Origin of the sequence: Bradyrhizobium sp. WU425, from assembly GCF_021052305.1 — a bacterium.
In the GTDB taxonomy this organism is placed as follows: domain Bacteria; phylum Pseudomonadota; class Alphaproteobacteria; order Rhizobiales; family Xanthobacteraceae; genus Bradyrhizobium; species Bradyrhizobium canariense_D.
Genome location: NZ_CP088089.1, coordinates 6,591,899 through 6,615,339, shown reverse-complemented (window position 1 = coordinate 6,615,339; position 23,441 = coordinate 6,591,899). Strand labels below are relative to the sequence as shown.

18 protein-coding genes and 4 pseudogenes are annotated in these 23,441 nt (G+C 61.3%); 5 read left to right on the top strand and 17 right to left on the bottom strand.

Annotation, left to right across the window (positions count from 1 at the left end):
* Nucleotides 1-251: 251 nt before the first annotated feature.
* Together BcanWU425_RS31905 and BcanWU425_RS31900 are read right to left on the bottom strand one after the other, a co-directional pair.
* Nucleotides 252-473 (bottom strand): hypothetical protein, encoded by a 222-nt coding sequence (locus tag BcanWU425_RS31905; RefSeq protein WP_231188958.1) that lies wholly within the window; start codon nucleotides 471-473, stop codon nucleotides 252-254.
* A 2-nt stretch (nucleotides 474-475) separates the two neighbouring features.
* Nucleotides 476-709, bottom strand: a complete 234-nt coding sequence (locus tag BcanWU425_RS31900) for a hypothetical protein (RefSeq protein ID WP_231188956.1) — start codon at nucleotides 707-709, stop codon at nucleotides 476-478.
* 847 nt (nucleotides 710-1,556) lie between these two features.
* Here BcanWU425_RS31900 and BcanWU425_RS31895 point away from each other — a divergent pair.
* Together BcanWU425_RS31895 and BcanWU425_RS31890 are read left to right on the top strand one after the other, a co-directional pair.
* Nucleotides 1,557-1,757 carry a hypothetical protein gene (locus tag BcanWU425_RS31895; protein WP_231188954.1) on the top strand — a complete coding sequence of 67 codons (201 nt, stop codon included), beginning with the start codon at nucleotides 1,557-1,559 and terminating at the stop codon, nucleotides 1,755-1,757.
* A gap of 15 nt (nucleotides 1,758-1,772) precedes the next feature.
* Nucleotides 1,773-2,057, top strand: coding sequence for a helix-turn-helix domain-containing protein (locus BcanWU425_RS31890; RefSeq protein ID WP_231188953.1), 285 nt, complete (start codon nucleotides 1,773-1,775; stop codon nucleotides 2,055-2,057).
* Nucleotides 2,058-2,576: 519 nt separating this feature from the next.
* Here BcanWU425_RS31890 and BcanWU425_RS31885 read toward each other — a convergent pair.
* The 3 genes and pseudogenes from BcanWU425_RS31885 to BcanWU425_RS37770 form a co-directional block, all read right to left on the bottom strand.
* Nucleotides 2,577-2,786 carry a hypothetical protein gene (locus BcanWU425_RS31885; RefSeq protein ID WP_231188951.1) on the bottom strand — a complete coding sequence of 70 codons (210 nt, stop codon included), beginning with the start codon at nucleotides 2,784-2,786 and terminating at the stop codon, nucleotides 2,577-2,579.
* A pseudogene (locus BcanWU425_RS31880) lies at nucleotides 2,779-3,303 on the bottom strand (integrase core domain-containing protein); the annotation flags it as partial. The pseudogene BcanWU425_RS31880 and the gene BcanWU425_RS31885, both read right to left, overlap by 8 nt.
* A pseudogene (locus tag BcanWU425_RS37770) lies at nucleotides 3,295-3,649 on the bottom strand (helix-turn-helix domain-containing protein); the annotation flags it as partial. The pseudogenes BcanWU425_RS31880 and BcanWU425_RS37770, both read right to left, overlap by 9 nt.
* A 37-nt stretch (nucleotides 3,650-3,686) precedes the next feature.
* On the opposite strand from BcanWU425_RS37770, the pseudogene BcanWU425_RS31875 reads away from it, so the two are divergent.
* Nucleotides 3,687-3,971 (top strand): annotated as a pseudogene (locus tag BcanWU425_RS31875) (IS3 family transposase); the annotation flags it as partial.
* 467 nt (nucleotides 3,972-4,438) lie between these two features.
* Here the strand turns inward: BcanWU425_RS31875 and BcanWU425_RS31870 are convergent.
* From BcanWU425_RS31870 to BcanWU425_RS31815, 12 genes are all read right to left on the bottom strand, one after another.
* Complete coding sequence (locus BcanWU425_RS31870) at nucleotides 4,439-5,536, bottom strand: NAD(P)/FAD-dependent oxidoreductase (protein ID WP_231190930.1); 1,098 nt, start codon at nucleotides 5,534-5,536, stop codon at nucleotides 4,439-4,441.
* A 35-nt stretch (nucleotides 5,537-5,571) separates the two neighbouring features.
* Nucleotides 5,572-7,554, bottom strand: a complete 1,983-nt coding sequence (locus BcanWU425_RS31865; protein ID WP_231188949.1) for a LodA/GoxA family CTQ-dependent oxidase — start codon at nucleotides 7,552-7,554, stop codon at nucleotides 5,572-5,574.
* Nucleotides 7,555-7,578: 24 nt separating this feature from the next.
* Nucleotides 7,579-8,235 carry a hypothetical protein gene (locus tag BcanWU425_RS31860; RefSeq protein WP_231188947.1) on the bottom strand — a complete coding sequence of 219 codons (657 nt, stop codon included), beginning with the start codon at nucleotides 8,233-8,235 and terminating at the stop codon, nucleotides 7,579-7,581.
* A gap of 27 nt (nucleotides 8,236-8,262) precedes the next feature.
* Complete coding sequence (locus BcanWU425_RS31855) at nucleotides 8,263-9,459, bottom strand: hypothetical protein (RefSeq protein WP_231188945.1); 1,197 nt, start codon at nucleotides 9,457-9,459, stop codon at nucleotides 8,263-8,265.
* Nucleotides 9,460-9,670: 211 nt separating this feature from the next.
* The gene (locus tag BcanWU425_RS31850; protein ID WP_231188943.1) at nucleotides 9,671-10,522 is read right to left on the bottom strand and encodes an MBL fold metallo-hydrolase; all 852 of its coding nucleotides are present in this window, start codon (nucleotides 10,520-10,522) and stop codon (nucleotides 9,671-9,673) included.
* 9 nt (nucleotides 10,523-10,531) lie between these two features.
* Nucleotides 10,532-11,647, bottom strand: a complete 1,116-nt coding sequence (locus BcanWU425_RS31845; protein WP_231188941.1) for a hypothetical protein — start codon at nucleotides 11,645-11,647, stop codon at nucleotides 10,532-10,534.
* Nucleotides 11,648-11,686: 39 nt separating this feature from the next.
* Complete coding sequence (locus BcanWU425_RS31840; protein ID WP_231188938.1) at nucleotides 11,687-13,153, bottom strand: hypothetical protein; 1,467 nt, start codon at nucleotides 13,151-13,153, stop codon at nucleotides 11,687-11,689.
* A 694-nt stretch (nucleotides 13,154-13,847) separates the two neighbouring features.
* Nucleotides 13,848-14,948 carry a hypothetical protein gene (locus tag BcanWU425_RS31835; protein WP_231188936.1) on the bottom strand — a complete coding sequence of 367 codons (1,101 nt, stop codon included), beginning with the start codon at nucleotides 14,946-14,948 and terminating at the stop codon, nucleotides 13,848-13,850.
* Nucleotides 14,949-15,187: 239 nt separating this feature from the next.
* Nucleotides 15,188-15,670: a hypothetical protein gene (locus BcanWU425_RS31830; protein WP_231188934.1), complete on the bottom strand. Its 483-nt coding sequence runs from the start codon at nucleotides 15,668-15,670 to the stop codon at nucleotides 15,188-15,190.
* Nucleotides 15,671-15,699: 29 nt separating this feature from the next.
* On the bottom strand, nucleotides 15,700-17,883 hold the full coding sequence (locus BcanWU425_RS31825) for a multicopper oxidase family protein (protein ID WP_231188933.1): 2,184 nt from the start codon (nucleotides 17,881-17,883) through the stop codon (nucleotides 15,700-15,702).
* A gap of 756 nt (nucleotides 17,884-18,639) precedes the next feature.
* The gene (locus BcanWU425_RS31820; protein WP_231188932.1) at nucleotides 18,640-19,389 is read right to left on the bottom strand and encodes a hypothetical protein; all 750 of its coding nucleotides are present in this window, start codon (nucleotides 19,387-19,389) and stop codon (nucleotides 18,640-18,642) included.
* Nucleotides 19,390-19,893: 504 nt separating this feature from the next.
* Complete coding sequence (locus BcanWU425_RS31815; protein WP_231188928.1) at nucleotides 19,894-22,650, bottom strand: caspase family protein; 2,757 nt, start codon at nucleotides 22,648-22,650, stop codon at nucleotides 19,894-19,896.
* On the opposite strand from BcanWU425_RS31815, the gene BcanWU425_RS31810 reads away from it, so the two are divergent.
* Both BcanWU425_RS31810 and BcanWU425_RS31805 read left to right on the top strand, forming a co-directional pair.
* Nucleotides 22,633-22,905 (top strand): hypothetical protein, encoded by a 273-nt coding sequence (locus BcanWU425_RS31810; RefSeq protein ID WP_231188926.1) that lies wholly within the window; start codon nucleotides 22,633-22,635, stop codon nucleotides 22,903-22,905. The genes BcanWU425_RS31815 and BcanWU425_RS31810 overlap by 18 nt on opposite strands.
* A gap of 226 nt (nucleotides 22,906-23,131) precedes the next feature.
* Nucleotides 23,132-23,425: pseudogene (locus BcanWU425_RS31805) on the top strand (transposase); the annotation flags it as partial.
* Between the last annotated feature and the right edge of the window lie 16 nt (nucleotides 23,426-23,441).

The window sequence follows — 23,441 nt, the reverse complement described above, 5'->3', positions numbered from 1 at the left end:
TCAAAATCGATTCGAGGGCCAATGGAACAATTGTGACGTTGCGAGAGCGACACACCTAACAAGCTAGGCGGTACTGGTGAAGAGTTCTGACTCGGGCGGAAGCCAACCAATTTGCCAGAGATAATGTGTGAAACTGCCTGGCGCATAAGCCGGGAATAATTTGTGGGCTATTTCACCTGATATTTGAAGTGGGGTAGATAAGCGTTCGCCGCCCGTTGGGGCTGGGCCGCAGGCGACGACGGCGGACCGTCCTACTGTTGAGGATTGCCGATGTCGAGCGCGCCTAGACGGTAATCTTCGCCCAGCGATTGGTCGGTCGTCGGCCGGGCAGTCAAGGTGAATGTCGCGTCGGGGTAGCGGGCCCACACCTCAATGTCCTCTGAAGTAACGGTTAGATATCCGAAGAAGCACTTGTACCGACCCGGCTCCGTTACCCGGCCGACTTTGTCCCAATTGATCTTGTTAACGCGCATCCCTAGCTCCACTCTTTCTCAGGCAGCGAGCCGGGCGGAGCTTTGAGTTCTTCGAGGCCGGCTTCGATCACCGCCAATTCCTCTTGGATTGCTTTGGCCGCGTTTTCTGGGTTGATGCCCGACACGGCTTCCAACTGGGCGAGCACCTTGCGCCGATGCGCCAGCAAGTCGACTAGAACCCGTCGGTCCCGCAGTTTCACGTAGCCAGTGACGATCAATTCCATGGCTTTTGACACGTTCGTCGTTTCCCACCGGTTTGCGGGTTATCGGGGGCGGCTAAGTTCTGTCAGACCGGCTGCGGTCATACGATATTCGACACCTTCGCCGGTTGAGCGTCGCTCCATCCATCCGTTTCGTAAAGAGCGAGCGTTGTTCCGGGGTGATCGGGAAGCTTCGAAGAAGACACCCCATCGCGGTCACCAAGAGGCATGGCCCGTTTGTTGCCATCGCATTGTTTACGATCAATTACGGATCGGGAACAGCGGGCAATCTTTTCTAAGTGGTTCATGGATATTGTTCTGCGGCATGGATCATGAGGACGCATCTGCTTGGTTCGTTCCGGCTCTCAGGCGAAGCTACGCTCGTCTAGCAGCGTGGATGACGCGCGGTAATCGCGCGCCTGAGCCCAGCCGCTTGCCGGAGCCGCCGCGTCAGAGCGGCCAGCTCGCTTTCCCGACACCCGCCGCGGCGGCCAGTGCCGCCGCGCATTTAGGCATTGCAGGCATTGCGAATGACGAAGCACATCTACGCGTCCGTGATTGCCGGACGAAGAGGAGCGGAATTGCTCTCGCTCTTTGGCGCAGGTGCCATAGCTGAGGAGGGCGGCGAACGGCGAGGCCGCACCCGCCAAGCGGTCGACGCTCGCTTGCAGCGCTTTCAAAAACAGCGGGGGCGAGCGAGTAGGACGAGTGGGAAATTCTTTGCTCAGTTACTAGACTATCGTCCGTTCAGCCGGGCTGAAGTAACCCTCAACCGATACATCCGGGGAGTTCGCTTTCGCATCTGCTCTACCTTCAGAAAGTCCACAGCGGATCGGTGGATAGCAGGGATCTGCTGCCCTTCTATACGTATAGAGGCGTGGAGATGTTCCATGCTTCCGCGGCGGCTAAGTTTGCGATCTTTGCTGTCGAAATTGATGATGATGGCGATGTGACGGTAACGCTAATGCTCGCGGCGGAGCATGGCGTGCCGATGTACGCTGGAGGGTCTTCCTGGAATGGCGGCGATTATAACGCTTTGAAGACCGGAATACTGAATGCGCGAGCTTCAGTTTGGTTCGTATGAAGAGTGGAGGCTGCAATGGTCAAACTCAAAATCGACAAAAGTCACAAACGTAGAGTGCGAGCCGTTGCTGAGGTTAGCAGTAAGGGGCGTGGTCGTTCGCTTGCTGATCTGGTCGAAAGAATCGAAAGAGCTGATGCAAGCCTTGCAGCTGAAAAGGAACTGTCGAGTGCGGCAATGCGTGCTGGGGAACTAGTTCGGGCCATGCGCAAGGATGCCAGATTCTCTCAGTTACAATTGGCGGATAAGTTGGGTGTTAGCCAGGCTCGAATTAGCGAAATCGAATCGGGAGTCGGGACCTAGGGGCCAACTTGGGATCTGATGGAACGAATTTCGGTTGCATGCGGCAAGACGCTTGGCGTTGCTGCCTCTAGCGATGACCTAGAACTCGCGGCGCACATGCCAATGGCTGTTTAGTCTGATCCGTCGATGAGAGCCTGAGATACATGGCGTACTCTTGGTGGGACGCTCTCAAAGACGTGCTCGGCGCCGCGAGTCCAGTATGTATCGCCGTGCCGTGGTTCAGAGATTTTTGGCTGCGCGCTCACAGATCGAAACTCGAGCGAGTCGAGGCAACAGGACGGCTTGGCAGGCCGAAGGCGTCTGTCGAAGGTTCAATCCGTCAGAAAATTGAGTCCCCCAAGCTGGCCGACATAGTGTGGACCACACTTGGGCTAGTGCTAATGTTCATAAGCTTCTTGATTGCCATCATTCGAGGCCTCGCTGATCTCTTGGGCGGAACTTAATGCAGCGTTCCCCCAATGAAGCGTGCGTTCAGAAACTGGTCGGCATCTGCGCGCGGTAGTTGTTGCGGCATGTTTCTCACCAAAGCCAGAACTGCGCTAAGCCGATGATAGCTCCGCAGGCCAGGCTGACGCGAACCTGCAACCAGAAGGCCGCGTGGTGTAGATCGCCAATCAGATGCGCCAGCAACAACAGCGCTTCAGCTTTGGTGGCGACATTGAAGGCCGACGGGGAGGGGCGTTTCAACAGCACGGCGACCGCATGACCTGCCGCTGAACTTTCATCCATTGGCGATTAGAGTCTCGGCGGATGTTACGCCGTTTGGCGCGGGATGAGCAACGTGCGATCGGCGAAGCTGGTCGGGGTTGCGCAGCCGGTCGCACGTTGCGGTGAGGTTGGCGGAATAGGCCGCGGGTGTCAGATAGCCCAGCGACGAATGCGGGCGGTGGCTATTGTAGCACGCCGCAATCCTGGTTAGGGCGTGATCAAGGCCGAAGAACAGGGTTTCGTTGAGAAGCTCGTCTCGCATCCGGCCGTTGAAGCTTTCACAGAAGCCGTTCTGCATCGGTTTGCCTGGCGCGATAAAGTGCCAGGCAATCTGGTTGTCCTCCGACCAAGTCAGAATGGCGTTGCAGGTGAACTCGGTGCCGTTGTCCGAGACGATCATGCCAGGCTTGCCGCGGCGACCAATCAACGCCGTCAGCTCGCGCGCCACCCGCCGTCCCGGGATCGAAGTATCGGGGATCGCCGCCAGGCATTCCCGGGTCACGTCATCGACGATGTTGAGGATCCGGAACCGGCCCCCAGTCGAGGAGGACCGAGCGAGGCGGCGCCCGATTTCGTGCATAGAGTGGCCCTGCACCTTGAGAAGTGCGATCTCCTCGCGCTCGGCAAACGACAGGTACCGCCCGGAGAGCGGCTTTGCCGAGGATCTGAACATTGCTGGTGGCATGCCGCCCGCCTTTCGGAACAATCTGTATCCGACAGGCTGCGATACTCCCGGCTTCAAGCGCAGCTTCTTCACTGCTTAGCCCCGCGGCAATCCCCCGCCAAAATCTGCTCTGTTCATCACGCCCCGCAACTTGCGGCCGCCCCGGCGATGGCATTGGCGCTCGTCCAGATCGTGCCGATCTCCGTCCTCCAATACTCATCGCAACCTCCAATGTGCGAGTGTTGCGACCACCGTTTGAATCCGCCCAGTACGTCAGCGAGCAGTTCCAGCGCCTGATGGCTGATAGCGGCATCGTCTGCAGCACGAGTCGGTCCGGCAACGTCTGGGACAATGCGGCCATGGAGAGCTTCTTCTCGTCGCTGAAAACCGAACGCACCGAGCGCAAAACTTATCGCACCAGGAACTAGGCCAGAGCAGATGTGTTCGATTACATCGAGCGGTTCTACAACGCGACCCGACGTCACTCGACGATCGGATACCTCAGCCCTGTTGAGTTCGAGCGCAAGGTGGGATTAGTTTAACCCGGTGTCCATCAAACCGGCAGCAGCTCAGCTTCCGGGCTTCGCGCCGATGTTGGTCAAGATGCTGGCCGACCCATCGCTTTGCCTTGGCGAAATCAATCTTGCCGTCCTTCCGGGCGGGCAGGCCCTCCTTGACCACTGCGACACGCGCTGCCGGGTGACGTCGATCCGTCGGCCGAATTCTGTTTTCGAAATAATTTCAGTCGTCATCGGCCGTTCACCAGCTTCGCGCGAACGCGGCGCTCGACCTAGCGTAATGTCGCGAGGTCAAGGGAGGGCATGCGAATCGGCGAACGATCCGCACCTAGTAAGGACGCCCGATTGCTTGCTTGTTGAGCTTGCCGGCACATTCAACCTGTTGGCACATCTGAGCCCATGGCGTGGGTCCAACTCGCAATAGATCTGTCCCACTCAGGCGGCCGAGCAATAAGTCGGTGGATGCAGCGGGCGAGCGATTTCGAGCGACGTCACATTCTCAGCCGCGTCCTTGCCGCGAACGGAAGGTGCGCTTGCCAAAAAGGTGTTGCCCAGCGGTGTGCGGCTGCTTGGTAAATCGAAAAAAGCTGCCGCACAGAATGGTGCCATGTTTCAGCAGTTCGTACGGCGAAGGCCTCCATGGCGACGCAATCGCCGAGGAGTTGACGGCCGATTGCCTCTGCACCGTCCACGGCCGATGCCATGGCGTTCGCAAGGCCTTGAGAGGCGATCGGATCAAAGCTTGCGGCGGCGTCGCCGATTGCCAGCCAACCCTCACCGGTCGGATGATCGAGGAACGACGGCGAGGCGTCGACGCTCTGCACATGGCCGCTACAAACCAGTTCCTTGGTCCAACGAGGAAGTGAGTTTGTGTCGTCGATCGCAGCGAGAAGGGCTGACCGCGCGGCGTCGCTTCGGGCGAGGGCGGCATCACCGGTGAACAGGGCGCACGTAAGCGTCTGCCCCGGGCCGCATACCGCGTACCACCATCCGACCGCAGTGGCTTCGACGGTCAGTGACGCCGGTTCGCTCTGCCTTTCTGTGTCGGGCGCGGACTGGATATGAACGGCGAGCAGGCGAAAGAGACACTTTCGTGTCGCGCCGAGCCGGCGAGCTAATGTCGACGTAGGCCCGCTTGCATCGACCACGAACGCCGCCCGCAGGGAGGCCAGACCATTCCTCGAACGGCTCTGCACAGACCAATATCTATTGCAGCGGCTTAGACCGCGAACGTGATGGCCGGGAAAGACACGGACGCCGGCCCTCATGGCTCGGCTCACGAGCAATTGCTCGAGGGCGACGCGGTCGATCACCCAAGCGCGCCCACCCGGGTGACGGAGAAAATGCTCGCGGTCCGGCCGAGCCGTCGACCATGCGCGATCGATGCATGCGAGGGGACATGCCAGATTGCCATTCGCTTCGATAACGTTGAGGAGACCGAGATGAGACAGAATAGGAATGGCGTTCGGCGTCAGTACCTCACCGGGCTTGCCCTTAGGCTGCAGGTCTTTCTCCAGGAGTGCGACGAGCAGACCCCGCTCCGCGAGAGCCGCGGCGGCGACCGCTCCCGCCGGGCCCGCGCCGACCACGAGAACGTCCCAGACGCGATCGTCCTCCAGGCCGTTCACACCTCGCCCTGACGGAACTGATGGCGCGGCGGCGTGGTCGCTTCGGGCGGCGCGTCGAGGCCCGCTTGGAACGGAGTCGGCTCCGGTGTCCGCTCCCGCAGCGACTCGATCCGCGTAATCAAGGCAATTTTTTCGTCGGAGCCGGCATTCGCGCGATCGCGGCCAGTCTCCACGTGGACTGTTTCCGGGAAACCAACCTCGCGCAGCGCCTGCGGCGTTTGGCGTGGTTCGACAATCCCGAGCGTTGCCCAGAGCTGAACCATCTTGTCAATGCGCTCGTAATAGGTGCGGCCGCGCACGTCGCGCAGCCAGTCCTCCCGCAGCAACGCGTGCTTGAGACGCTGCAGCTTTGGGTCATCAAACGGATCGGTGAGGTTAGCGCTCGCTCGCTCGAAAGCGGCAGAGCTCAGCACTTGGTCGGGCACGCGCGCGCCCCAGAAGCTCGGGAACGACAAATATGTGCTAGGGGAGTAATCGGCGCTGGAGTTGCACGATGCTTCGTCGGTCTGCCAGGGCAGGCCGAGCCAGCGCGTGAGCGCACCGGGGCCCGCAGCTGTGATCGGGCCTGCGGGTCCGAGGCATGTGTCCCGCGTCAGTTGTGAACCGAAATCCTGGCGCACGGCTTCGCCCTCAGGGACAAGGTTTAATCTGTACAGCAGGCGATCGTCGCGTTGGGCCGCGTGATGCAGCGCCCACAGCTCAGGCCGCCGCATCGGCCATGTAAGCTCGATGCCTGGGTGGAACGGGCCGCCGAGGCACTCGGTCAGGCCCACGCGCATCAGCTGAGATACTTGCGCATCGGCGGAGAGGGCCGCGAAGTCCGGTAGCGACGGTGGTCCCTGCCAATCGGACACAAACGTGCCCGCGGCCCACCGATCGAGGTGTGCGAACATCGTAGGCGTGACCGACAGAAAGGTCAGATCGACGTCGCGGGCCTCACCAAAGAGGTCCCCGTATATGTAAGGTATCTGCCGTTGCGAGCCGGGGCCGGGAGATACCGGGCGGAACAAGGCAAAGACCTGTTGGCGCCAGGGCGCGTTCCCGGGACTGGCGTCGGCCAGGCGTGAGATCACCGAGACGGCCCGCGCATCGAGCGGCGACCCCACGCCGTGCGCGACAAGGAATCCGTGATTGATCCACTGCAGCGCGGTTAATCGGTCGAAGATCGGCCAAACGTTGTGCGAGAAACTTGTCCTCATCGGTCGGGCGAGCCAGCCGGCTGCCATGAACGCCTCCCGGACGGTGTCGTCCATCGTCACAAGACCGTTAAGGCCGGGCGCGAAATTGGGCGGCGTGACGATCACATAACCGGGATCAGCTTCGAACTCCGTGGTGCCCACGGTTACGCGCGCGCGCACCGGCCCGTCGCATGTGTCGTCATACCAACGATCGTTGTTGGCGAAGGTGACGGGGCGCATACTGGTGTAGAATGGCGCCGACTTGCCAAAACCGCCCAGGAAAATGAGCCGCCCGGCGTCGTCGGTTCGTAGCTCGCCAAGCGTGACGAAGAAATTGAGAATCTGCCCATCGTCGAAACGGAATTCGGGCCCGGACAGGTTCAGACCGCCGATCTGCCGCGCTGCCGGGCGAATGTCGAGCTCACGCCGCCGAGCATAGTCCACGTTGCGCCGCGCCGCTGGAACCACGAACTGCGCCGGCAGGTCCATGGCCTGGTTGAATTGGTACCAGCCGGCTTTGAGATTGGCGACTTCAACGCGCCAGGAGATCTTCACGTCCGGGCCCTGGACGAGTTCGATGGTCTCGCCTGACTTCAGCCGCGCATAGACGTGGAAGCGCACCCCTTGGCGTTTGATCTCGCCGGCCGCAGTCTGAAACCCGCCGCGCGCATCGGGCGTTCCGCCGATCACCTCGGGCGCCAGCGTGTAGTCGTCCTGCCCCTGCGCGTTGCCCAGGCGAGAAATGCCGATCGGCGGATAGACGCCTATCCAGGCAATCTCGGATGCACTCACGCCCGCCATGTCGTCCCCCCAGTATGCTGCCGCCTATTCCTTGAATCGAAGGTCCATCTCGTCTTCAGCGATGATGCTGTCGTTAAAGCCGGTCGAGCGCAGCACACGAACGGTGGCACGCTCCGCGGCAGGAAACTGGTTGCGGTCAAGCACGACCTTCGGGCTCTTCTGGCCAACGGCGATCGTTTGCCATGTTTTCTCGCCGGCAGGCCGCACCTGGATCGTGTAACTGACGCCCGGCTCATCGGGGGCGGCCATGGACATCGATCGCTTTTCGGGATGTCCAGGCGGCCCCGCGCCCATTTCCAATCCTTGAGACCGGGCTGCCACGGTGGGGTCCGGAGAGCCTGCCTCGAACGTGTTCACGACCTTGCCATCGTGCAGCAGCACGAGACGGGCCATGCCCTCCGCATACGATACGTTCTGGTCGATCAGCCCGGTCTTCGATGCATGGTCGTCGCTGGGAAGGAGAATAGTTGGCCGCACGCGGCTCAGCTCCTTCCCATCCGCCGCTTCCACGACGAGTTCGAACCCGGTGCCTTGCGGCGGCTGGTTGGCGGGTGGAGCCGCGCCTTCCGTTGCTGATTGGCTTGCGGCCGCGGTGGCCGGATTGACATAAAGGAATTCGCCCGTACCTGATCCGATGTCGACCGATCCGACGATGTGAATAACTTTGTTCTCGTATGACATCATTCGCCTCCTGATCGTGAGCCGGTATCACGCGCTCGGCGGAGCGAGCGCCGTATCCTCATGGACCAGGCGATCGTGAATGGCCTCATAAGTATACGCCGAGAGCCACTGGCTGTCGGCATAGGTCATCACATCGTGATGGATGTTCCCCGGCAGCGCCCGCATCTGCAGGCCGAGGGCGGGGTCGCCGAAATCGAAACCCGCGAACTCCTGCGCTGGTGAGCTAATCAAGCCACCGGCATAGGGAAAGGTCGTTTCGAGGTTGTCTCGGGGCTGACCCGTCCCCTGAACAGGATCAAAGGTCGGGAAGCCCGGGTGCCGGCGCTGGAACGTGTGGCCAAGTTCGTGCGCGCCGTACCAGTCCGCGAAACTCGCGTCGCTGTCGCCGGTCCAGCCGTTAGGCACGCCGCAGGGGCCGCATGCCACCGCCCCGAAGATGGTGGTCGCCTCATCGTAAAGGGCGCTGCCGCGCATAAAGCTTTTGCCCGCCTCATTGTCCACCAGGCCATAATAATGGGTCCGTGGATCCATTCCGGATGAAATCTCTCGCATGCGCAGGGCCGATAGCTGGGCGTTGACCAGGATCGACTGATTGCCCCCGAATGGCGGCCTGAGGCGGTCGCCATCGATGACAATCTGTGACCATTCGAGCGCGGCAACCGGGTAGGCCCGCGTCAGATAGGACCGAAGGTAATCGAAATGGATTGCGCCAGGTGTGATCGTCGCCGTCGGGGCGTTCGTGCTGCTATAGCGAAGCCCGATCGCCCGGATGCGCAACACCGGCGCTGCGACGAAATTGGCGGTCATCGCCGGTTGCGCCGCGAGTGGCAGCTTCTCTCCTCCCGGCACATTGAGGTGGTCGAGACGAAGTTCGATCGATCCGGCGCCGAGCGCGTCGGTCGGAAGAACAAAATTCAGGCTTTCGGCGACATCGAAGCGTTGTCCCATGAGATCGGGCGTGCTCGCCGGATCCAGCTTCACGCGGTTCATCGCCGCGAGATAGAAAGCGCCGCCGTTGGCGCGTCGCCACGTAATCTCGCCAGTCACCAGCGTCGAGGCAGCGACCGTGGCGGGGTCGAGATAGACGCGCACGATTGTGGGTTTGCCGGCAATGAGCCGCACACGGTTGTCGAGCGCCTGGATTACCTGCACGATCTCGACGCCGCGCACGCCGACATTGGCCGCCGAGCCGGTCCCCGCTGGAGCCAAGGCCGCTGCCGCCATTCGTGCCCGGCGCGGCCTCCTGATGGTTGGCTGTTCGTAGGGCGAGGACCCCACCGGATCATATTTCGGCGCCGCCCTGCCGCTGGAGCTCGGCGCATCCGCCGCTGACTTTCTTGGCCGTCGCGCACGTGGTTTTGTGTTCAAGGCGCCCTCCCTTCTCTTCTACAGCAGCCACGCTTGATGTTGCGCATGGCTACCGCGCGATGTTCCCTCAACTTTGGTCAGCGCGCTCGATGATGAAATGATCACGCGTTATACGTTGCGCTAAAGTGCCAATCGCTTCACAGGCCTGATGCCACTCGGCGAATATTTCGGCACTGAGCGGCAGCGGATGCTCGTCGGGCTGAAACGTCGTCCCGAGCGGATAAAGCTCGCCGGGCGTCCTTGTCATCTCAATATGATTTCCGAGCACGACTGAAACCGGGTGCTCGGATGCGAACGCCGCAAGGCGCGCCGCGCTGTGTCGATAAGCCGCCCAGTCGGCAACAGTCAGCAGGCCAGGGTAGAGCGTGTCCCCGGTCAGCAGAGCCTGCATGCGAGGGTCATAGACGGCGATGTGATCGGAAACGTGGCCCGGAAGGGGCAACACGACCAGCGCACGGCTGCCGAGATCGAACGTGGCTTGCCCTTCCGGCCAAGCGGGGAGATTGAACGCGTGCTGAACCGCGCCTACGCCGCGGCCGATAACCCTTGTCTGGGGCCGCCCGGCAAACTGCCTGTCCCAGAAGACATGATCGCCGTGGCCATGTGTGTGCGCTATAATAAGCTCGCCGATGGCGCGACCTTCTTCGGCACGCCGTGACAGCAGCGTATCGACAGCCTCGCGGATCGGCAGGATTTTCCGTGGGTCGCCGTCGTCGGGACTGGCCCCCGTATCGAACAGCACGGCCTTCTCGCTGCCCATCAGCAGGTACATGAACGGTGCTTCGAAACTGAAGCACTTGCTCTGCCGGAGCACATGGGTGTCGTCATCGACCGACACCACTTGCAGCGGCGGATCGGTGTTCGCCGCGCAATCGGCGGAGCCGTGGATCCAACTGACCTTGTCAATACGGAGCGGCACGGCTTGCCCCTAGAGCCGTCCGCGCGTGTGGCCGGCCGAAAGCACCGCGCTCACCGAAAGCGGCCCGCCAGGACCGCCCGCGGCACCCGCTCCGTCGCCGACGCAGCCGCGAACCGGCTGCGCCGTACTCTGGCCGATGCGCGTTGCGAGCGCCCGGATCGTCATTTGAATCCGGTCTGCGATCTGGCCACCGAACTGGATCGCTCTTCCGTCGATTAGTACATCGCCCAGCACGTAATTGCGGTCGCTCGGCACTTCGATGACGGCTCGGACCGGACGTTCTGGAGTTCCGCGCGTATACTTCCAGAAAGCGGCAGGATCGCTGCCGTCGGGGGTTTCCCATTCCTGCATGTCCAGGCCGCCGAAATAGATGCCGACAGGGTTCGCGACAGTGACCTCTGCCTTGCTACGCGCATGAAAGTTCACGCGCGCGCCGATGAACGGGTCGCTGTGTCGCTGTTCGGCGCCGTATCGGCCACACCGGATCAATTCCAGGGTATCGACCATTGGCGAACCATCGGCGCGCAGCCGCGTAACCGTTGCCGCGCCCGCGATCTCGATCTCGGCGCCCAGTGTGTTGTTCCTCTGCACGAGGTGCATGGCCCCGTTGGAGGTTGAATTGTTGAAGCGATTGCGCAGGATGTAGGCGCCCGATGGGGTGAAGAGGTCTGCCTGCGTTGCCGAGGCGTCGACATGTTGCTTGTAGAGTGCGAGCGTTTGGGTCGGGTCGGTTGCGGCGAGAAAGCGCCAGTACTCCGGCCCTTCGCAGGTAAACGTGACCCGCGTGATCTTGTTCGTGCCGGATTGCCGGGTCACGCTCCACTCACAGTACTCGTCCTGAACGTCGCGTGAGGCATCGGCAGAGCGCCACCGCTCCATGTCCGAGCCGCTGCTGATCTGCACAATGCGGGGAAACGCTGTCCATTTCACATCCTCAAACGCCGGGTTGGGTCCCGCCTCGACCTTGGCGGCATTGAAGAATTGCGCCCGGGGCGAATCGAACGGATCGCCGCTACCCTCTTGAGCGGAGTTCAGCGCGTCGGAAATGAACTGATGCCAGGCATCGCGTTGGGCCGGTCCGAAATCGTCCAGAAAACCCGGTGGGTCAAATCGTTGCAACGCCATATTCACCTCCCTGATGACTGCGCGACAGGACCGGAAATCTCATCGTTCGACCACCTCGGCATCCCTGGTTACTGCCAGAGGCGGCGCGTTCTCGTCGATGTTGCTGAACGGTAGCGTCAGGCCGAATTCAGCTATCTTGCGCTTGCGGAAAGCGCGCCTGCGCCAATCGGCGACACGCATGAAATCGAGAACGCCTTGCGACGTCGCGAGACGCGCGCGCACTTTGGCAACGAACGCGTCAAGCTCCGCGGCGGCCCTTGTGCGCATCGCTGCCTCGTCGAGCGTCAGGTAGTCGGCTGCGATGCGTTCCGGTGCCTCCGGAGGCAGGCCGGCCGCGGCGATGTTGATGTTCCTGCGCGTTTCGGCCTCGATCTGGCCTGCTGGCGTTGTCCCCGCCGGGACGTACTGCAGCAGACTTTCACGCGCGGCCGAGTCAGTCGGATTCCAGGCGTCCACCATCAGGAGCCCAAGAGCAAAGCCGGGAGAAAGGATGCCTCGTCGCGTGAGCTCGCCCACGACCACGCAGTCCTCGAATGCCCGCTCCGAAACCGGCCAGGCAAAGAAGGCATCGCCGGCCTGCTGGAAGCCCGCATCCGAGCGCTTCAGCACGAGCCCGAGTGCGGCGACGGCGCTTTCGTAGTCCGGTCGTCGCACCTGAAACGCCTGGCCGAGTCCGGTGATATCGAGCGCGAGCTGGTTGACGATGCTCTCGACGTCGAAGAAGAAAGTGGCCGGCAGTCCGAACTCAGGCTTGCTCCCGCGGCTTCGCTCCTCGCTTGAGACGATGTTGACGGATGTGGCCGCGAGCAGGTGGCGCAACAGCTCCCTGGGCGCCGCGATACCGCCTGGCGCGCCGAGCAGGCGATCAAGGCGCGCGCGGGTCCAGCGTTGAACGGCCGGTCGTACCACCCGCCGCTCCAAGATGTCCGCGCTCTGGCGGGCAGCGAAAAGCGGATCGGTCCTCACCGGGTGATCTGGCGGAAAGGACTCAAGCGGGATCTCCTGCGCTGTGCTGTTCCAGTGCAGCCAGGGCAAGCGCAGTTCTTTCATGACCAGCGTGCCATTCACGTGGCTATCGAATGGCCCTTTGCCCCGCGCTGCATCATCGAACGCGTGCCAGGAGGAGCCTTCCCACAACCATGCGTCTCCTGCGCGCTCGTAGAAATGAAACACCTTGTTGCGGCTGTCCCAGCCAGCGACCTGCAGAAAAGCGGTCGGATCGGTCGCGGGGGGTCGCGTGCTGACCAGAACTGTTGGTCCATTGGCGGAACGGCCGCGGGTGACCACGTAGCGGACGCTCCTTGGCAGCCGCGAGTTCGCTTCGTTGAATGGAATCTGGCCGGCTTCGGCGACGACGAAGACCATTTGCTCGGGCAGGCCTTCGGGGGCGCCATTCGACTCGTTCAGGATGGCGAGGAGTTCGGCAGTCGTCCCTGGGAAGCGCCCGCGCGCCAGTACCAGCTCGAAGAAGGGGTCGCCCAGGGACGCGCGTTCGCCGTCTGTCATGGGTCGCCCATTGGGATCTATACCGACCACTCTGGCGCGAAGGCTGGATGGAGATGAACCTGCGGAGTCGGAGGGACGATCGAGTCCGGCCGCGGCATACGATAGAGGATGGGAGCGTGTAGGATTAAGCGGATCTTGGCCGAGACTCATGGTGAGCCTCCCTTCCGACGCCTTTGGTGCTTGCCCTTCCAACCATCAGCGTCCCCCAATTTCATGAAGTATTCTTGTCGCAATCTAATATAGCATTGACTATCTGCTGATGCCTCGGGTTGCGCAACAATTTTTTGCTGATTGCCACGCGCGGAATGTCGCAGAACCGCTTGCGATGCTGCAGCGCGAACAATTGCGGATCTCGCTTTCGCCACATTGCGATTCGTTGCGCGGCCAAGAGATCGAAATCGCCGATGCACGGTGGCTGCCTTTCGAGAGGTCAGCCGCTAGACCGAGCCCGCATCCCAGCGCGAAAGCCGAACGAAATGGTGGCAGTCGCAAGTAGAAGCGGGACACACTACGCTTGGTGCACTGCGCCGTCGGCGTCGAAAAGCGAATTATTTTCGACGGCGGATAGGGGGTAGCTAACCAAATGCCGCCGGAAATCGCCCTTACAAGACTGCTATTTTTCAGGTTTCGACACGCCCAAGCGCGTCGAGAAACGTCGCATGGTCATTTCGCTGGGTGACCATGCCTTCTGGCCCTAAACATGGGGGGCTTGAATTGGACCTTCTGGTCCTGCTACGGCATTCGAATATTGAAATTGAATGGGCACCGTACGAGTGCCATTGGTGAGATTCACCTCCTTCATCACGCGGCTCAGATTCGCACCAGCTTCGGTTATTGGGAAGTCGCCGCACTCTTCACCCTGTGCGGACGTCCATCCGAGAAACTGGACCGCATTGGGGCTGCTGCCGGCCCGAATGGCATCCTCCACGTCGGGGTCGGTCCGCGCCTCGTTCAGTTCGTGATAAAACGTCGCAACGATGTTTTTCCATGGCTGATCGAACGCGACGATCCCGTTATCGGATCCGCTCGGTCGCGTTTCGGAGAAGACGCCGATAGCGTAGTAGATCGTGACCTTGCTGGTCGGATGGATTGAGCCATGATAGCCGCCCAACCCTCGCAGCGAGCTGGCTTCATCCTCGACGGGAATAACAGCGGCGGCGGCATTGCCGACCGGGCTGATTGCAGCCGTCGGATCCTCGTCCGTCGTCAAGATCGTTTCGCTCGGCAGCAGGAAATTGAAGACGGTCGAGCCGAAATCGAAACCCTGCAGCGCGCCCTGCTGGAAAAGGCTGTTGACCAGCTGTTCGACGTCGCCTTGCGAGAACTGGGATGGCCTTGCGCCAGGCAGTATGTGCGAGGGCTGGAACGTTGTGGTGATCGGCTTGTTCTTGAAGTACTGCATCATGACGTTGTTCAAGTTGGTGTCCGCCATCGCGGCTGCCAAAGCATCGTCGATATTCTTGATGTCGCTTGCCGCCCATGACGATGCGCCACCGATATAGAAATTGGTATAGACGAGGTCCTGGATGATATTTCCACCGTGATTGATCAGATTGTGCGTGGGAGTTGGCGCGAATGTCGACGCGGTAGCCGCTACAACGGCAGCCATCGGCGCGGCCATGCCCCGGTAATACGTTTCAGCCGGCGAACCCGGGGTGGTAACAACGTTCATCGGACGAAATTTGATCGCCCTCTTGGTTGATCTCTTGGTGGGTGATTTCTTGGACTTGCCCGATTTCGCTTTCGTAACTGACTTCTTCTTTGTAACCGAGTTCTTCGTCTTTGCCTTGGCCATGAGACTTTCCACTCCTTAAGTAACTCGACATCCGGGCGATCGATATCGTCGCGCGCGTTCGCCGCAACGACGCACGAAATGCGAGAACGTCGATGGCAGCTCAATTAGTGAGCCCATCGGGCAGATCGCAGCCGCGATGGACTTTCCATCGATCCTCCAGTCAATCTCCCGTCGCTCCGCACGAGCATGCGAAGTGCTTCGGCGCGAGCGACAAGGGGCGCGTGCGAGCGCTGCCGATCTCACGGCTCGAGCGTGAGCACTCCCGGCATGAGGCCCTTGTGGACCACACAAAAGAAGTCGACCGGATCCTTGAACTTGTCCGTGACTTCCAGCCGGAGGCTTCCAGTGAACCCGACGCCGAACTTGCTGGTGGTCCCGTTGCAATCGAGTTCGCGGAGCGCGGCGTTGGGTTTCCCCGTCGTGTCGTCGCAGGCAAGCACGGGACTCTTGTCCTCGGCCGGAGGCCCGCCATCGGTTCGCTTGATGGTGACAAATCCGTGATGGACGGGGCCGCTGGGGATCTGAACCTCGACGATGTCACCGACCTTTAGATCATCGACGGCGAGAGGTATGGAAGCCGTCGATTTCTTGTCCTTGTAGGTCCAGGCGAGCCCCTGGACACCGATCACATGGGTGTCCGCCGCAGATGCAGCACCCGCAAATGCCAGAGTTGCACCGACAATGATGCTCGCCATCGGAAACGGCATTGACAACGTCCTCATTGGTCTCCTCCTCACTCGGCGTTTTGACGCTATTGCGCTGCCAGCCCGGGACCCCAAACCTCGATAGGAGCCATCAACCCTTTGTCCTCATGCTTGAGGATATGGCAATGGAAAACGAAGCGTCCGAGCTGCTGGCTTGTATCGAAGCTCATCACCACGAACACCGCCCCCCCCGGAGGCAGAGGAATTGTATCGTGCCAGCGTCGCGTCGCGCCGGGATCCAGGTCGCTATTTTTTTGATCGTCATAGAGATCATAGTTTGGCACATCCGCCGGGCATGCGCCCTGGCCGCAGGTGCGCGCCGAATCGGGAGGCTTTATGAAATAGCTGTAGAGTTCATCGGCTGTCGCCAGGCGAAATTTCATCTGATGAATGTGGAAATTATGCAGAGTGCTTGTTTGATTGGACAGAACCCAAAGCTGTTTGTGGCTACCCTCGTGAGCTTTCTTGTCGATGAAGACGCACACATGCTTCTTGTTCGTCCAATCGACGAGCCCATCGCTCCCGACATATTCCTCGAACGGGATGCCCCCTCCGTTAAGCCCGACCGTCGTTTTGTCGGGATCTTCGTCCGCTGGTGGGTTGTGCATCGGTTCGTCCTGCGGGTCTGGTCCCGTCGGGCGCACTATCTGGGTGAAAACGCTCCAATCGGTCGTTTGCCCGTGGCTTGTCGTGACGCCATCCAGAAACATGACCCGGCGATACTCACGAAACGCCGGGGCCAGATCGCGAATGCATCCCGCGGGTAGCTCTGCAGTCTCAATCGCCAGGGCCGGGCTCGCAATTTGGGGCGGACCGGGGGTGGCGACGGCAGCATTCAATGCGATCCGCACGTTGCTGGCAGTGGCATTAGGCTCCAGCACGATACGGGCCAGCTGGATCTCCGGCCATTCGTCCGTTCCCGCTTCGACCCTGTGTCGCTTGGTCTTCAGAATATAGACCTGCCGGGTCGGACGCTTGTCGTCGTTGCGCACGTAGATCTCCGCGCGCGTGGCCGGCATCATCAGCACATCGTCATAGTCGACGGCCTGCACTGGTTTCTGTGCCTGCCCGGGTGCAATCGGTATCGCCGGTACTACTCCATCGAGGCTGAGGATCGTCATCCGCAGAGGCTTCTTGTCGGCCGCGTCCTCGTTCCGCAGCTCCAGCCAGTACGGGATGTTGGCGCTGAGGTTGCCCAGCCGGAGGAGGAGATTCTTGCCGCCCTCCACAGTGATCGTCGGGTATCGCTGCCCGTTCACCGTAAAAAGCAGTGCCTTCGTCTGCTCGCGCTGACAGAAGCCGGTTCGCAGCTTCGGATCGAGGTCCGGTCCGGAACCGTCCGGATTCCACACCCCGCACGACTTGCCCGGAGTAAAATCCCGCGCGGCCGGATCCGGATCCCACGTCGCAGCATCGCCGTTCGCCTCGCCGGGGAGCTTGGCGATGTTCATTACCGGCATGTCGCGGAGCAGCGCATAGCGCACCATGGTGATACGTTTCAGGTCGCTTGTGTCCTTCGCGAGGTCGTTGGAGCATTTCTCCTTGTCGTTCGGATCCGGCAGACAGCCCGCCTTCACGTTGGCCGTTGCTTCGCCGACCGAAAGCAGACCCGACATTCCGCCCATCACCTGATCTGACGAGATCCCGTGCAGATGCGAGTGATACCAATTCAGCCCAAGAGGGTGCGGGATGAGTCCCGTGCTTTCGAGAACGCGTGCGTCGATCATGTCATTGCCGGGGATCGGCGTCTTTCCCGGGATCGGCACCTTGTAATCGAAACTCAGGCCCGGCTTGAGATGGACATAGACGTTGTCGCCCATGCCAAGCTCCGCGGCCGCGGGTCGCGCGTTGTTCGGGGATACGATTCCGCCATGAAAATAATGAAGATTCGTCGAACCGTCATTGTGGTCGTGCATGCTGCCGTTGGCGCTGGAGGTCAGCGCGTTGATCAGATGCGCCGAAACGGTATCGCCCGGCATCGCTTCAACGATGGGCGTCAGATAGTTGTGATTGTAGTTTCCGGAGGTGACCTTGTAGCCGCCCATGGCGATCTCGGCGCTGGCTGCCTTCAGAGTGATCTGCACCTCGTTTTGGCCATTGACGAGCGGCGTAATGGAGCAGATGCCGGCGAGATCAGGCTGTCCTGCCGTTGCTTCAGAGCAGATTGGTGGCTGAACGAGCTCTGCTGCGATTGCCGCCTGAAGCAGGAAACCCAGGGCGACCCCGGTCACCCATGCAGCCTGGCCAAACCGGATTGGAAGCCGCGCTTCCCACTGATTTAAGCGTTGCATCGCGTGACTGCCCAAACAACGGTGCGCACATGACGCCGCGCTCGAAAGCGCGGACCAAATTCAATCGATTCAAAAAGTCGTTCGAACTCATAAAAAGACGTGAGCGACCTCACGTTGCCATTGATACTACATGCGCCTTTCTGATGTAGTCAATCCATTCCACGCAGCCAGCGACGAAGACCCCAGATGCGACCATTGAATGAAATGGCTGGTCTGAGGACGTTTCCGGCTCCGCGGGGACGGCCGGTAATATAGGGACAAGCAAACAGCCGTTCGGAGGCAGCTGCGCCGGCTGATCCGCAGACTGTTTCAGCTCCTTCTGCGGGCGGTCGCCGGAGCGTCCAGTCCGGCCGTGATGATACCCTTCCGCCAAAGCCAACCCAGAACGGCTAGGGCCTTCTCCAGCAAAAATGCGGTTCGCCAGATTGCGGTCAGTTCGGCCGCGGTGGACAATGTCGACATCAATGCGAGGACCGCATGAAGCGGTACGCCGTCCATGAAGGCGACGGCTTCCTGCAAATTCAGATGGGAACAGGGAGGTGGTGCGGACAACCTGGGCCCCGATCAGGCTGGGTGTCTGCGCGAGCTCGGCTGCTGCACTCGAGGCCAGTATTTGGTTCCGCGGCGGCAATGGTGTTCCTAGCGCGGCGTTTTTCGACACGCGGCGGCATGCGCGTCGCCCGAACACGCCAAAACTTAGTCGCGTGGACATGGTAGGCCTCGGCGTATCGGTCGCATGACCATCTGCGATGTGTCGCGGCTTGCGGGCATCTCCATCCGCATCTCCGCCCAGAACGAGATCGCCTCATATCCTTCATCGCCCATTCGACGGAGCAACTCGTGAAACCCTTTGCCCTGCAGCGAGAAATTGTCATCGTTGATGGTGACCAGGGTCTGCGTACCTGCCAGCATAGCTGCCGTCTTTCCATAGCGCCGCGATCGCATTCGAGGAGTAGATGGCAGTCGGACGCCAGTATCGGCGCGAGCCGCCGAAGCTCTTGAAGGCAACTTGCCGTGCAGTGGCGCGAAGGCGGCGACCTCCTCGGCCGAGGGGGAGACCAGCGTGTCGGGAATGGCGAACCCCAGCTCGGTTGCGACGCGCAGCTGCAACAGATTGCGGTCGGCCGCATCGTCGGCGCGCCAGTCGTTGTACCAGACTGTGTTCGGCGGTAAGAGCGCCAGGAAGCCCGTCCAGAAGAATTCGCATTGGAATGTCGAGATACCGTCGACGCTCGTGGTCTTCCGTCTCGCGGTGCGCAAATGCCAGCGGCCGTCGCACCAGACTGTCCTAACCTGATCCAAAGCGTCGATGTTCGGATCATCAAGCGCCAAGCGCACATTGCCCGAAGGCTCAAGTCTAATGCTCGCCGCGTATCTTGTCAGATAGGCAGAGTAGTCGATGACAACCGGTCGCGACGCGGCCACAAGCTGCGCACGCCGTCCCAACGTGGGGGTCGGCCATGCTCCCGACAATGGCAACGGTCGGACGCAACAGCGGCCCAACTATGCGGTATCGGTCGAGACGCTCGTGTTGCCGTCAAGTGCCGCCACCTCCGAACGCAGCTCAAGCCGCCGCGTGCGCCGTATCGGATGACCCGTGCGTCTCGCCCTCGGGCAAGTCCTTGGCGAGCATCTCCGCCAAAACGATGGCGTCGTTTGCGAGAAAGAAGCGCACCGTGCCGCCAGCGCCTGGCTCGATTGGATGTTGCGATGTAAGCGACGCGTTTGGAATGGAAAGTGTCTGCGACCCGCCATCGTGATGATGTGGGTCTGCTCTTTGGTCTTTCGATCCCGATCGACGTATCCGATCAGCCCGACCAACGTTGGTTCTGCCATGGACTTCCCCCCCCGGCGTCTTTCTCGCATCGATTGCAATCGTAAGGGTGTGCCAGTATTTGCTAACTTCGCCGGCGCACCCGAGCCGGGGATTACGGGGGCCACTGACGCGCTTCAGCGCGTCGGTCCTTCACATAATTTGTCGAGCTCGAATGTGTATTGGGCAATCAGATGCTTCGCGACCAGCATAGCGTCCAGCCGCAGATAGGATGGCGCGCTTGAAAAAACAGGATCGTGCAGCAGCCCCTCGCTCGCCCGAAGGGTCAACGCTTCCAACACAGCGCTGCGTACCAACGCATCGTTCTGTTGCGATGCGAGCAGACGATCCACCGTGAATGCATCCTGGGCCGCCAATGCGACCGCGAGCGCGCGGAACAGCGGCTGCAGCCCTTCGTACGACCAATGGTTTGCCGCATAGCGCGCAAGCACAACCGTCGATCTAGTCTTCTCATCCGCGCGGCCCAAAATTGACGCCGCTAGTGCATGCGCGGCCGCGATATCCGTGACCTCGATCACGCTCACTCCGGTCAGCGGATCGGTCGCGCGCGCCGGCATAATGCGCAGCTGGTAGTCAAGACTGCTCTCCAACGCCTTGACCCAGCGGTCCGGCAGCTTACTCCAGCATCCAACGTCCCTGATCTGCGAGCCGTAGAGCGCGATGCGGTCCTGCTGCATGCGCTCATCGAGCCGTTTCAGCAGCATCGATTGCTCCGACGGCTCGAGAAAGCCCCCCTGCGCGCTCAGGATATTGGCGGCCATGTCCGCATCCAGGTCTGAGCAGGCAACGTGACTACCAGCAATGTGAAACGCGCAGCGTTCGAGCCCACCCTTCCACGATGATCGAAACTTGAGCACGCGGGCAAAGCGTGGCAGCCAGATCGGATCGATCCAGATCGGCTTCCCTATAGCGATGAATCGGAAAAAGCGGATGATCCAATCGAACTCGGCCTGGCCGAGATCGCCGTGGCGCGCGAGCAACAACAGGGCCGGGAGCGCCCAGCTGCGCGCACCGTCGCCCTCGGCATCACGTCGATCGGTTACGCGCGCGATCAGCCACGTCAGCATTCCGGGGCCGTTGCCGACGCCCGCGGCATCGGCCCCGGCGGCAAAAAAGGCCGCGAGCTTTTCGGCAAGCTCACACCAACTCCGCGCGCAGGCGTTCAGCCGCGGAAACGTCGCGGTATCTGCCGCGACGTCGAGGCGCGGGCCCTTCGCCACATCCTCAAGAAAGCGCATATACGCGAGCCAGTCCGCCTCGCGCACCACACCTTTCTCGGCGCGGATCGAGACCAAAAGTATAGCCGCCTCTAGCGCACGTCGCCGCAGATCCGGGTCAGTGAGCTCGCGATAAGCGAACGCGAGGCCGACGAGATATATACGGATTGCCTGATCGGAGAGCTCGCTCAAACCAAAGTCGAGATGGGTGGCTGGATTCGTCACCGTATAGAGCGCCTCGACCTCTGGCCCCTGCTCAAGGAAGAAGACGGGCGCGCAGGCGCGCTTGCGATCGATGAGTGCGGCCTCGACCGCGAACTGATAGTCACGTGCACGGTCGCGACGCGGCTCGTTCGCGGCGCATACCGAGCCCAGCCCGTCGCGCGCAAGCGCGAAATCTACTCTGCGCTGCGCTTCCCGCGACAGCTCCGGCCACAGCTTGAACTCCCAGTTCTCTCTTCCCTCGATCGTGTGCGTCGCAAGTCCACCGATCTGACCGGCGAGCAACTCGGCGCGTTGCGCGATGCGCCGTTCGTCCCAGCGGGGGGAGGGGGTGGCGAGATCCGTCACCGCGAGCGGGAATTGCACGCCGACGTTGATCCCTTGCGGCACGAGCGAGGCCATCCAGGGCGGCCCGGCCCGCATCTCGACCCACCCTTCGGGGCCGACGGTCAGATGATATTGCAGCAAAAATAGCAGGCCGCCGGTCAGCAGCGCGAGGGTCGCGCTCCATCCTACGATTCGGCGCAGCCGAGACGCAAACGCCCGGCGCGGCTCCGGTGCCTTGGGTGGCGCGATTGCGTCCGCGGTCCATGTCAATCCGACCCTTCCTGCTCCGTAAATCTCTGGGGCCTGGCGCTTTCCCCCGGCATAGAGATACGCCAGTTGCTCGGTTCGCTCGCGAGCGAACACGAACAGGCTGGCGAGGTCCGTACGTGGCCCTCCCGCTTCGGACGGTGCGGCAGCGAGCGTGTAGAATGCACGCTCGGTGACCGCTTCGTGCAGCGCGATCGTGAACAGCCCGCGTCCAAGCGCGGGGTGCTCGTAGGCAAGCTCCGCGGCTGCTGCACCGGCCATCACCAGCACGGCGCCTGCATCGAGATCGGCCTCAAGAGCGCGATGCAGGTCTGCCGCGACCCCGCCGGCGTGACAGAAATCCAGGATGGCCGTCACGCGGCGCGCGCCGGCCATCCGGATCAGATCGGCGAGATCTGCACCTGTGAGGTCGACGGCCCCCGGGCGGGCCTGGAAGGTGCAAAACCATGATTGGCCATTGGCTTCGTCACCGTGACCTGACAAGATCAAGCACAGGTTGAGGGCGGCGTCTTGCTTGGAGTCTCTTGTGGCGGCGATATCGGCAAACACTTGCGCAAGGTTCTCGCGCGTAAGTGCTTCATCTGTAACGTCGGTCCGTCGGTCGCAGGAGGCGAGTTTTACGAGCGCAGAGCCAAGGCCGAGTGCGCCTTCGACTGCAAACTGAAGTCGCACACGTGATCCCATGTAGAGGGGATCGGCGAAGCGATCGGCTGCGAGAATGATCAGGATTGATGCGCAATCGGGAGGGAGGGACATATGACCGGCGGGGTTGTCTTGGCTAGCGCTTTGGCCGTTTTTCTGGTTGGCTTGTTCGGTGGTGCCGTGGCAGAGCTCGTTCATTGGTACGGTTTGCGCACCAATCCACGATTTCCCGAGTACTGGAGCAGCATTAAGTACTGGACCATCACCGTCGCGATGATCCTTGTCGCCGGTATTTTCACCTGGCTGAATTTCGGGAGCCAAGCACAGGCCCTCACGGCATTTCAGATTGGATTGCTTACACCGCTAATTCTTCAAAAAGCAATCGCGAGCGCCGCCGGAGGCGAGACCGCACGATCACCGCGTGCGAATGTCACCGACTTCCTGCGCGGGTGAGCTTCGCCGCACTTCTCCCCATCGCCACGACCCAGCCCCGCCAGCAAGGCCAGACGGACGCGCGCCGGGATTCCAAGCGTCAGGTTATAGGGTCCATGCCGAATAAGGCCACGCAGGGGATGGTTGTCGAAGCTACTACCAGCTGTCCCCCGTCAGCACCATGAGACAAATTGAGGGTCTTCACGGAGCGAGGATTTCTGGTTCATCGTAGCCGCAAGGAGCGAAGATGAAACAGAAATCCGGACCGAGCAAAGCGCCGGCAGAGCAAGTGCTGAAGGACATTCGGCGTCAGACGCGCCGGCAGTATTCGGCGGAGGAGAATATCCGCATCGTACTGGAGGGCATGCGCGGTGAGGAGAACATCTCCGAGCTGTGCCGCCGCGAGGGCATCGCGGCTTCGATGTACTACGGCTGGTCGAAGGAGTTCCTCGAGGCCGGCAAACGCCGCTTGGCAAGCAACACAGCCCGTGCCGCGACCTCCGGCGAGGTGAAGGATCTTCGTCGAGAAGCCATCGCCTTGAACCACAATCCGTAGA

Bases quoted from the DNA above. Each gene is read 5' to 3' on its own strand.
- BcanWU425_RS31905 (WP_231188958.1), bottom strand. From the start codon at position 473: ATGCGCGTTAACAAGATCAATTGGGACAAAGTCGGCCGGGTAACGGAG.
- BcanWU425_RS31895 (WP_231188954.1), top strand. From the start codon at position 1,557: ATGTTCCATGCTTCCGCGGCGGCTAAGTTTGCGATCTTTGCTGTCGAA.
- BcanWU425_RS31890 (WP_231188953.1), top strand. From the start codon at position 1,773: ATGGTCAAACTCAAAATCGACAAAAGTCACAAACGTAGAGTGCGAGCC.
- BcanWU425_RS31885 (WP_231188951.1), bottom strand. From the start codon at position 2,786: ATGGATGAAAGTTCAGCGGCAGGTCATGCGGTCGCCGTGCTGTTGAAA.
- BcanWU425_RS31865 (WP_231188949.1), bottom strand. From the start codon at position 7,554: ATGGCGGGCGTGAGTGCATCCGAGATTGCCTGGATAGGCGTCTATCCG.
- BcanWU425_RS31860 (WP_231188947.1), bottom strand. From the start codon at position 8,235: ATGTCATACGAGAACAAAGTTATTCACATCGTCGGATCGGTCGACATC.
- BcanWU425_RS31855 (WP_231188945.1), bottom strand. From the start codon at position 9,459: ATGGCGGCAGCGGCCTTGGCTCCAGCGGGGACCGGCTCGGCGGCCAAT.
- BcanWU425_RS31845 (WP_231188941.1), bottom strand. From the start codon at position 11,647: ATGGCGTTGCAACGATTTGACCCACCGGGTTTTCTGGACGATTTCGGA.
- BcanWU425_RS31840 (WP_231188938.1), bottom strand. From the start codon at position 13,153: ATGACAGACGGCGAACGCGCGTCCCTGGGCGACCCCTTCTTCGAGCTG.
- BcanWU425_RS31835 (WP_231188936.1), bottom strand. From the start codon at position 14,948: ATGGCCAAGGCAAAGACGAAGAACTCGGTTACAAAGAAGAAGTCAGTT.
- BcanWU425_RS31830 (WP_231188934.1), bottom strand. From the start codon at position 15,670: ATGAGGACGTTGTCAATGCCGTTTCCGATGGCGAGCATCATTGTCGGT.
- BcanWU425_RS31815 (WP_231188928.1), bottom strand. From the start codon at position 22,650: ATGAACGAGCTCTGCCACGGCACCACCGAACAAGCCAACCAGAAAAAC.